This window comes from Planktotalea sp. (assembly GCF_049680325.1).
In the GTDB taxonomy this organism is placed as follows: domain Bacteria; phylum Pseudomonadota; class Alphaproteobacteria; order Rhodobacterales; family Rhodobacteraceae; genus Planktotalea.
This window is the reverse complement of sequence record NZ_JBAUHO010000076.1, coordinates 1-9,864: the sequence shown is the minus strand read 5'-3', so window position 1 is coordinate 9,864 and position 9,864 is coordinate 1. Positions and strand designations below refer to the sequence as shown.

Genomic DNA, 9,864 nt, shown 5'->3' with positions numbered 1-9,864 from the left:
TTCCGCGACCGTTCCGCTGAAGAGCGTCACATTTTGCGGCAGGTAGCCAATGAGCGAGCCCAATTGATCGGGATCATATTGATCCAGCGTTGCACCGCCAAAACGTATTTCGCCAGCTGCTGCTGGCAACAAGCCGACCATTGCTTTGGCGAGCGTTGATTTACCGGTGCCGCTATTGCCAATAACACCCAGAACCTGACCTGGCTCAATTGTAAAACTGACCCCTGCCAAAATCGGGGTGCGGGTTTTCGGGGCCACGACCGCAACGCCCTGAAAAGACAGTTGCGCGGGCGGTGTTGGTAGAATGATCGTTTCATCATCTTCAGGAATTGCCTGAAGCAACGTGCCCAGTCCGCGCCAGCCCTCAACGGCACGCTGGATAAGCGCCCATTGACCAACTGATTGTTCAATCGGGGCAAGCGCACGGCCCAGCAAGATCGAGCCTGCGATCATCGCGCCAGCTGTCAGCTCGCCTTCCAGCGTCAGCCACGCGCCCAGCGCCAGCATTGCCGATTGCAGAAAAAGGCGGAATGCTTTGGTCAGTGCGGTAAAGCCGCCTGTCCAATCGCTCGCTCCAACAGTTTGAACCAGCGCATCGTTTTGCACGCTCTGCCAGCGCGTTTGCATCGCTTTGCTCATCCCTTGCGAGCGCACGATCTCGCTTGAATTGCGGGTTTGATCGGCAAAGCCATGCGCCGAAACCGACTTTCGTTGCGCCTCAAGGGTTTTGCGGTTGGTCAGCAGACTGTTAAGAACGGCAACCAGAATGAGCGTACCCCCGCCCGCCACCGCAAGCCAGCCCAGCAACGGATGGAAGATAAAAATTGCTGCAATGAACAGTGGCGTCCAAGGAATATCAAACAGCGCAAGCATGACAGGCGAGATAAAGAAGGTTTGCACCGCATCAAGCTGGCGCAAACCTGCCGCAGGTTGCGCGCGCGCGTCGGGCATCAGCGAATGACGAAGACTAGCGTCAAACACCCGGGCATCCAGCTTTTCACGAAACCGCACAGCAAAACGTGCAAGCAGGCGGCCACGTGCATAATCAAGCAAACCCATGAGCAGATACAAAGCGGCAACAAGGGCAAACAGCGCGACCAGCGTTTCCTCGGATCGTGATCCAAGCACGCGATCATAGACTTGCAGCATGAACAGCGGACCAGTCAGCATCAACAGGTTCACAAACACCGAAAAGACAAACACCGAACCTAAAAGGCTGCTGCCCGCCCGCCGTGCAGCGCGCATTTCTGCTTTTCCCGTCGGTCTACGCTTTGCCATATGTGATTGCATTATTGGTTTTGTTTAAAAATTCGTAAATTAAGGACTGCCTAGTTGAATTTAACATCCAATAGATTGGACTATACAATCGTTTATAACATGTTTTGTTAATGGCGCTTACTACAGTTAACTCTTTGGCACCAATGCCATCGCGCGGATCGGTGATCCTGTTCCTTTTTCAATTTTGAGCGGCGCAGCAATCAGGATTGCGCCCTTTGGCGGCAGTTGATCGAGGTTGCACAGGCTTGCCAAGCCAAAACAATTGTCACGGTGCAGATAGTTGTGCGCAGGATAGGGCGGGCTGAATTTGCCTGCCATGCCGGCATCTGTGCCAATGCACTGCGTGCCCCAACCGACGATGCCTTTGCCAAGCAGATAGTCGATACAGTCAGTTGTCGGGCCAGGGCTGTGGCTGCCGTCCTCATGCGGATCGGGGTCATCGTTCAGGAACAGCGCGGTATCATGGGCACGTTTATCCCAATCGGTGCGCATCACGACCCATTCACCCGGATTGATTTCACCATGCGTGCGCTCCCACTCTTTTACGTGCTCGGCCGTAAGCAAGAAATCATTGTCCGCTTCAGACTCGGCAGAGCAATCAATCACGTTAACAGGCGCCATGATCCGCTGCATATCCAGCGTATCGGTAAAGCCGTCCTCGAAATCCTTGCCTGAAATCCAATGATGCGGCGCGTCGAAATGGGTGCCTGAATGCTCGCCCAGCTTAAGCCAGTTCCATGCAAAGAACGGCCCATCGGCATCATATTCACTGATTTTATGAATTTCGACTTGCGGCGTGTTCACCGCAAAATCCTCGGGCAAATGAATGATGGGTGTGTTGGGACCAAGCTCTGCCGTGCAATCGACGATCTTTATCTCGCCGCTCAAAAGCATCCCGCCCAGCGCGCCAAGGATATCATTGGAAGACATAGGGTTTCCTTTCGAAACGGGTGCATTGGTCTTTTGGCCCCGCCCCGCAAAACGGTTACGGCGGCGCGACATGACTTCCCCGGTCAGATCAAACACATCATCAATGGTTTCTTTAGCTGTCACATTACCGGGCGAGAGCCGTAAAAGCTGACCTCGAAAATCAACAGACAGCCCTTCAACGCCGAGTGCCCCCACAACAGCGGCGGCTTCGGCTTTGTCGGGAAAGCGCAGCATGACTGATCCGCCGCGGCGATCAACATCGCGCGGGGAATGCAGCGGTAGGTCAAGGGCATCGGCGCGCTTGATAATCAGATCGACCAACTCGCGGTTCCATGCGGCAAGTTCGCCGTGATCTTGCCCCGCATGCCATTTCAATGCAGGAAGCGAAGCGAGTGCAGCAACAGAACCGGGTGTGCCGCTGTCAAAACGGCGGATGTCGGGGGCATATTCAAACTTGTCCAAATCCCAAGAGAAGGGATTGTTCTGGGAAAACCAGCCGCGCGCCTCTGGCTGCAATTCACGCGCAAGCGCTTTGTCTACGTAAAGAATGCCAGCGCCCGGCGTACCGCACATCCATTTCAGCGAGGTCGAAAGCGTGAAATCCACCTTCGGGTTCATCGCATCGAACGGGATCAAGCCAGCGGCCTGCGTGATGTCTACACCAATCATGCTGCCCATCTCGCGCCCGTGTGCGACGAGCGGCGCAAGATCAACGCGTGCGCTGGCGGTCGAAGTGACCCATGTCAGCAGCGCAAGGCCGACATCCCTGCCCCAATCCGCGATGAAATCTTCAGGTTCGACCCAAGACGCGCCGTCGCGTTTAGGGACGGTGTGCAGGGTAAAGCCCATCTTTGGCGCAAGACCCGCAAGCAAGAAATGCATGGATGGAAAGCAATCTTCCGAGACAAGCACCTTTTTACCGCGCAGCTGTCCTTCGGGCAAAGCACGCATCAATTTATGCATCCCGTCCGTGACGCTTTCACAGGTGGTCAGTGAGCCTTTGGGCACATTGATGATACGGCGCCAGTAGTCGATAAAGTCCTGTCGTTTCAGCAGAACATAGCCCCACTGTTTGTCATCCGGCGCGGCCCAAACTTCGGCAAATTCCGCCATTGCAGCGGCAAGCTCTTCTTCCTTATCGGGATACATCCCGATGGAATGATAAAGAAAATAACCTGCGTGTTTGGTGTTGCTGCGCATGAAGATGTTCCGTGGCTTGACCCGAAAAGGAAGAAAGCCCCAGCATAGCCGGGGCTTTCCTAGTCATACATGAACCGTTTAGCGATACTGAACAGTCTCGAACTTGCCATCCTTAACGATGACCTGACGGTAGTTACCCGCAGATTCGCCGTTGCCGATCATCTCGACAGAAGACGCGCCGACATAGTCGATCTCGCCGCCATCTTTCAGGATTTGCAGACCTTTTGCCAGCTCACCCGGGTAGATTTTCTCGCCCGGTGCGTTTGCAACGTCAAAGATCTTGTCCTTGAAGTCCGCGCTTGCGGAAGAGCCTGATGCCTGCATTGCCAGCATGATCAGCGCGGCTGCGTCGTAGCTTTCAGGTGTGAAAGGCGATGTGCCGTCAAAACCAGCGGCCTCGGCCATCTCGGAGTAGGTCGCCGTGCCGGGGCTGTCAGTGCCTGCGATCTGGCCGAAGGAGCCTTCGAGGCCCTCACCAATCGTCAGGATGTTATCGCCGATCATGCCACCTGGCAGAACGAAACGATCCCACGCACCGGAATCAAGCGACCCTTCGATGATACCGCGTCCACCTTGATCCAGGTAACCCGCTACAACAAGGATATCGCCGCCAGCAGAAGCAAGAGTACCGACTTCAGAAGAGTAGTCCGCTTTGCCGTCCTCGTGGCTGATGTTAACGGTGATGGAGCCGCCAGCAGCTTCGAACGCAGAAATAAATGCATCGGCAAGGCCTTTGCCATAGTCGTTGTTCGTATAGGTAAGAGCGACAGATTTGATGCCTTCTTCCATAAGGATATCAGTCATAACCTGACCTTCACGCGCATCAGATGGCGCTGTGCGGAAAAACAGGCCATCGTCTTCAGCAGTGGAAAGCGCAGGCGATGTCGCGGATGGGGAGACCATGACGATACCGTTCGCGCGCGCCACGTTCTGCAGGACCGCGCCTGTCACGCCAGAGCAGTCCGCACCAACAATTGCGTTCACTTTATCAGATGTCACAAGGCGCTCTGCCGCAGCTGTTGCCGCCGCGGAATCGATGCATGTGGAGTCTGCGCGAACAGATGTCACTGTGGAGCCGTCCAGAAGCATGCCTGAATCGGTCACTTCCTTCATCGCCAATTCCGCGCCTGCGGCCATTGGGCCTGTCAGTGATTCAATAGGGCCTGTGAAGCCGTAAATCACGCCAAGCTTGATATCTTCTGCGAATGCGGCAGAGCACATCAGCGCCGAAACGGCCGTTGCTGTCATTAGTTTTTTCATTAGATTCCCTCCCAAGGAATATCGTTGTGGCGATACCATGCCCTTAGCTTTGTTAAGTGGCAAGCGTTCTGGCTAAAACTATCATGCCCGATTGCAAAACACTGTGTTGCGACGCAAGGTTAAGCCTAACATCATGGCGGGGTCAGAGGCTGTATGAGCGAAAAAATTGCAATCGTGACGGGCGCAGCGGGCGGAATGGGGCGTGCATTTGTTGCCGCACTTATGGGCGATGGCGTGAAAGTTGCCGGGTTTGATATCGCTAAAGACGGCCTTGCCGAGATGCAAAGCACGCTTGGCGCGCGCTTTTTAGGACTAGCGGTTGATTTGACTGATGCCAAAGCGGTTGCTGCCGCATTTGATACAGTTGAACAGGCGTTTGGCGGCGTTGATATCCTCGTGAACAACGCCGGGACATGTTTTATGTCGGAATTTCCGAACATCCCCGCAGATGAGTTCCAGCAGCAAATGGCGCTGAATTTCTCAACGGCCTTTTACTGTTGCCAAAGCGCTGTTCCACTGATGCTGAAACGCGGCGGAGTGAAGAAGATCATCAATATTTCGTCCAACGGAGCCTATAATTTCGACGTCTTTGACCCGCCCCCGTATCGCGCCAGCAAAGCGGCACTGGACACGCTGACGAAAGATCTTGCGCGGCGCTATGCGCGTGACAAAATCTGTGTGAACTCGATTGCGCCCGCAATGACGGAAACTCCACTTTTTGGCGTTTTAAGTGACGAGGTTCTGGCCGGTGCCATTGCGCAGATGCCCCATGGTCATGCGATGCAACCCGCCCAGATCGCAGGATGGGTGTCTTTTCTTGCGGGTCCAATGGGAGATGTATCCAGCGGTAACGTCATCATCCTCAATCAGGGGCGCGACGTGCGTTAGGCGTAATATTCTGGCGTTTTGCGCAGCGTTGGCCATTGCTCTGGACAGTGCCCGTAAATGATTGTTGCGCCCCGATCTTTCGCCAGCGCCATCAAGCGCGCGCCGCTCGCGATGGCCTGCGCTTCATCCCAGGATCCTTCGAATTTCTCATCGACCTCGGCGGGCCGCGAAATGGCATCGCTTACCAAAAGCATCGGACCGCTTTCGGGTAAATCAAGCATCAACGCCAACTGGCCGGGCGCATGTCCGGGAACCAAAAGCACCTTTAGGTTGGGGCCAAGATCGAAATCCTCTGTGACCAACATATAGTCGCGATCGGGCCAGTCCATAGGCTGCGCACCGCGCCAATATAGCGGCTTTGGTAAATCGCGCTCTGCCTTCGCGATCAGAATTGGCGTATCTGGGAAATCTGCAAGCCCCCCGACGTGGTCAATATGCGTGTGCGTCATAATCAGAAGATCGATCTGATCCGGCCTTGTTCCAGACTTGGCAAGCTGCGCAGCGGGGAGATTTGTCTGCGTCAATTCAAGAACAACCCCGAAGTCGCCCAAGCTGTCCTGCGTCGACGCGCGCTCAATGTTCTTGGCGTATTTCGCGGGAAAGCCCGTGTCGACGAGGATACGTTCACCTTCGTCCGTAACAATAAGGAATCCGCAAATGCCGATGATGCGCCCGTTTGCGTGGACCTGAAACAGACCGAAATCAAGCACATGCAATTGCTGCACTTGCCCCTTGATGAAACCACTTGGAACCACGATGCTTCTCCCCATAGGCGACAATTGAGGCTGCTCTATCCATGAAAGTCAAGATTCACACACTCTTCGAGTATCTACTTGAAACGACCGAGGCACAGCCCGAGGCCTTCATCGGGTTTTCCCTGTCTCAATCCCCTGTCCTTGGCGACTTTCTGGACGATCTGGACCCGAACCTGTCGCTGGATTGGAATGGTCGCTCATTTCGTGGATTGCCCGAGCTGCGCGCGCATGTTCTGCGTGAAGCTGGCCTCGACGGGATATGTAAACCTGACGATGTCCTAATCACCGCGGGTGCAGCAGAAGCGAATTATCTCGCCATTTGCCAGCTTTTGGAGGCTGGCGATGAGATCATCATCGAAAAACCCGGCTGGCCCCAAGCCGAAGTGCTTGCGCGCGCCAAAGGCGCAAACATCAAAGTCGTTGAGCGGCGCGAAGCTGATGCCTGGGCGCTGCCGTTGGATGATTTGCGCGCCGCCGTAAGCAGCAAGACCAAGCTGATTTTCCTTACGAACCCGAACAATCCGACGGGCCGCCTGCTCAGCGTGCAAGACCTAAAAGACATCGCTGAAATTGCGCGCGCCGTTGGCGCATGGCTTATCGTTGACGAAGTCTATGCAGGTCTGGAATGGAATGATGCGCGCGCGCCGTCCATTGCAGGGCTATATGAACGCGGCATTACGACAGGCAGCGTGTCAAAGGCGCTTGGCTTGCAGGGGCTGCGCACAGGCTGGATGATTTGCCCCGATCCAGATCTAATCATGGACGCAATCATATTGCGCGAAAACTCTAGCGAAATCATGAACATTTTGGGTGAAACGCTTGCAGAAATCGCGATGCGCGCGAAACGATATAGCGCCGCGATCGAAGTGGCGCGCGCGGATGGTCGGAAAACACTGGAAATGCTGGACGCTTTCATTGCGCGCCAGCCCCTATTGTCTTGGACCCCGCCAGAGGCTGGCCTGATCGGTCTGGCCCGGCTTGGCGGCTATCTGAATGGTGAGGAATTCGCCAAAAAACTGCTCGCCCCGCCCTATCGTACGTTTCTTTTGCCGGGCTCGGCTTATGAGCAACCAAACCACATCAGAATTGGCGCAGGGGGCGGTGCAAGCGCACAGTTGGAGCTTGGCCTCAGGCGCATGCAAACCCTGCTTGAAACGCTTGGCTGAACGAGCTGTATTTTCATCAAAAGCGCCCGACTACAACAAAATGTATGCCCCGTTTGTTCCAGCCAACCTAGATACTGTGGCACAGTTGAGAACACATATTTACGAATAATAAGGAAAGCTGGCCTAAGTTACGTTGACTTTTGCCCCGCTAGCACAGAGTTTACGGGCGACTCTTCTGAAGGCTGTTTGCATGACCCGTTTATTCGTTCTTAGCGCTCTTTTGGTCAGCCTTGCGGCGTGTAATGGGACCAATCCATTCATGGATGACGAGGCGGATACGTCGACAACGACAACATCCACGACTACGGATCCGACAACTGTCCCAAACACAGACGTTACGACAGACAGCGGCGATCCGATTTCATCAGATCGAACCATGCTACCTGGCACTGCTAACCCTTCGGCAAATAACTCCATTTTCAGGCGTGAGGCTTCGAGTAGCGAATACGGTAACGGATATGCAGAATCCGTAACGTACAATGGTGCGAACGACACGTTCACAGTCGACAATCTCGCCTTTGACGGGGAAGACCCCTACACTGCGGTTTATATCGACGTAGACGGTGACGGAACGCCCGACCGTTTTCGCGTCGGTTCCTTGAGCGCCTTTGAAAGCCCCGCAACGGCGGTGGATGGGCTGACATCTGCGGATATCACACAGCTTACATATCGAGCGCTTTATGGTGTTTCGCCCGATGGCAACAGCTCGCTCGCCATTATCCGCACCGGTGCGTACATCGAATACGGATTTGGCGGATTTGTCTATCAGCGCCAAGGCGGCGTTACGTTGCCGACGTCCGGACAGGCCCTTTACACGGGTCAAAACAACTACGGTGGCCTTCGTGATTTCTCGGGTCAAGGTGGCCTGGAATACGTTAACGGTGACATGGAAGTGCGCATTGATTTCGACGACTTCAACGAAGGCTCCGGCGTCATCGGTGTCGTGCGAAACCGCCGCGTTTTTAATCTTGATGGCATTGACGTTACAAATGATATTCTTGACGCTTTTGGCGCCGGCACGACACAGCTGCCAGTGGCCCGATTTGTCATTCAGCCGGGTGTCATTGACAGTAACGGCGAAATTGTCGGGACAATCCAATCAACAAATCCATTTAATGGTAATGTGTTTGAAGAAGGCAATTATTATGCCATTTTGTCAGGTGACAATGCGACGACGGTCACTGGCATTATCGTGATGACCGCCGATGATCCGCGATATGCGGACGTGACGGTTCGCGAAACGGCTGGGTTCTTTGCCGTTCGGCAGTAGCCTGAATCGTATTGAACGATATATTTTGGAGCTCGCGAATGCTGCGGTTTTTTTCTAGTTATTTTTGTGCCTTTGTTGTTGCGGCTTCACTTGTCGGCTCCTTTTCAGACGCGCAGGCCCAAACCGCAAATAGCACGCAGTTCACACCTATGGAAATGCGCCATCTCGCGGCTAACGCTGTGGTTGGTGGTGATCCCAGGCTTGGCTACAGCATTGCTTCGGCCCTGCTCGCGCGTGATCCGAATGACACCGAAGCCCTTATCATCCGCGCGCGCGCCGCACGTGACTTGGGCCGCCTACCCGAGGCTATTGCAACGGCGCGCCGCGCATGGGGCAAGGCTCGTAATGCGTCCGAGCGGTTCGGATCCTCAATGGTCATGGCGCAGGCGCTTTCAACTTCCGGTGCAAAAAGCCGCGCTCAGCTTTGGTTACGCCGCGCTGCCCAAAACGCGCCTAATGATGAATTCAAAAACATCGCCGTTCGTGATTTTCGCTATGTGAAACGCTCTAATCCATGGGCAACAGAGTTCAGTTTTTCTGCTTCGCCAAATTCGAATATCAACAATGGGAGCATGCGCAGCAGCACGCGGCTTTTTGATTTGCCGTTCGAGTTCCAGCTAAGTGGTGCCGCCCGAGCCCTGTCAGGCGTTGAGTATTCGACAGGCGTCGCGACCCGTTATCGTTTGTCTGAATCTGCACGCAACCAGAATGACCTGTTGTTCCGTCTGGATCATCGCACCTACACAATGAGTAGCGAAGCCAAACGCCTTGCGCCCAATACCGATGGCTCTGACTTTGCCTTTTCATCCGTTTCGCTCAGTTATATTCGGCGCGGCTTCAGCAGCTCTGGCAAAGACCTGCCACATCAGTTTGAAATCACAGGCGGGCGAACATGGTACGGTCAAACGCCGTTCATGGAGTACCTTCGCCTTGGCTTTACCCAGAACGTTGCGATTGGTCCCGGTAGCCTACTTTACGCGGGTGTTACGCGTGAATATCAACGGTCGCTTTCAACGCGTCAGGACGTTGATAGCTGGGCATTGAAAACAGGTGTGCGTATGTCCTTGGCGAACAAAGACATGCTGTCGCTGAACCTTAATGTCAAAAAGAGCAACTC

The 9,864-nt window shown here is 54.6% G+C and carries 8 protein-coding genes; 4 read left to right on the top strand and 4 right to left on the bottom strand.

Annotation, left to right across the window (positions count from 1 at the left end; all coding sequences use genetic code 11):
• The 3 genes from WBC85_RS03180 to WBC85_RS03170 form a co-directional block, all read right to left on the bottom strand.
• Window positions 1-1,278: type I secretion system permease/ATPase (locus tag WBC85_RS03180; RefSeq protein ID WP_424433228.1), on the bottom strand; the 1,278-nt coding region annotated here is incomplete at its 3' end.
• 126 nt (window positions 1,279-1,404) lie between these two features.
• A complete protein-coding gene (locus WBC85_RS03175; protein WP_424433227.1) occupies window positions 1,405-3,408 on the bottom strand; it encodes an aminotransferase class V-fold PLP-dependent enzyme in 2,004 nt (667 codons plus the stop codon).
• 78 nt (window positions 3,409-3,486) lie between these two features.
• On the bottom strand, window positions 3,487-4,668 hold the full coding sequence (locus WBC85_RS03170; RefSeq protein WP_424433226.1) for an ABC transporter substrate-binding protein: 1,182 nt from the start codon (window positions 4,666-4,668) through the stop codon (window positions 3,487-3,489).
• A gap of 153 nt (window positions 4,669-4,821) precedes the next feature.
• On the opposite strand from WBC85_RS03170, the gene WBC85_RS03165 reads away from it, so the two are divergent.
• Window positions 4,822-5,556 carry an SDR family NAD(P)-dependent oxidoreductase gene (locus WBC85_RS03165; protein WP_424433225.1) on the top strand — a complete coding sequence of 245 codons (735 nt, stop codon included), beginning with the start codon at window positions 4,822-4,824 and terminating at the stop codon, window positions 5,554-5,556.
• Here WBC85_RS03165 and WBC85_RS03160 read toward each other — a convergent pair.
• On the bottom strand, window positions 5,553-6,311 hold the full coding sequence (locus WBC85_RS03160; protein WP_424433224.1) for an N-acyl homoserine lactonase family protein: 759 nt from the start codon (window positions 6,309-6,311) through the stop codon (window positions 5,553-5,555). The two genes, WBC85_RS03165 and WBC85_RS03160, sit on opposite strands and share 4 nt — an antisense overlap.
• A 41-nt stretch (window positions 6,312-6,352) precedes the next feature.
• Here WBC85_RS03160 and WBC85_RS03155 point away from each other — a divergent pair, with 41 nt between their 5' ends.
• From WBC85_RS03155 to WBC85_RS03145, 3 genes are all read left to right on the top strand, one after another.
• Window positions 6,353-7,477: an aminotransferase class I/II-fold pyridoxal phosphate-dependent enzyme gene (locus WBC85_RS03155; RefSeq protein ID WP_424433223.1), complete on the top strand. Its 1,125-nt coding sequence runs from the start codon at window positions 6,353-6,355 to the stop codon at window positions 7,475-7,477.
• Window positions 7,478-7,667: 190 nt separating this feature from the next.
• Entirely contained in the window at window positions 7,668-8,747 is a 1,080-nt protein-coding gene (locus tag WBC85_RS03150; RefSeq protein ID WP_424433222.1) for a hypothetical protein, read from the top strand.
• 38 nt (window positions 8,748-8,785) lie between these two features.
• Window positions 8,786-9,864: tetratricopeptide repeat protein (locus tag WBC85_RS03145; protein ID WP_424433221.1), on the top strand; the 1,079-nt coding region annotated here is incomplete at its 3' end.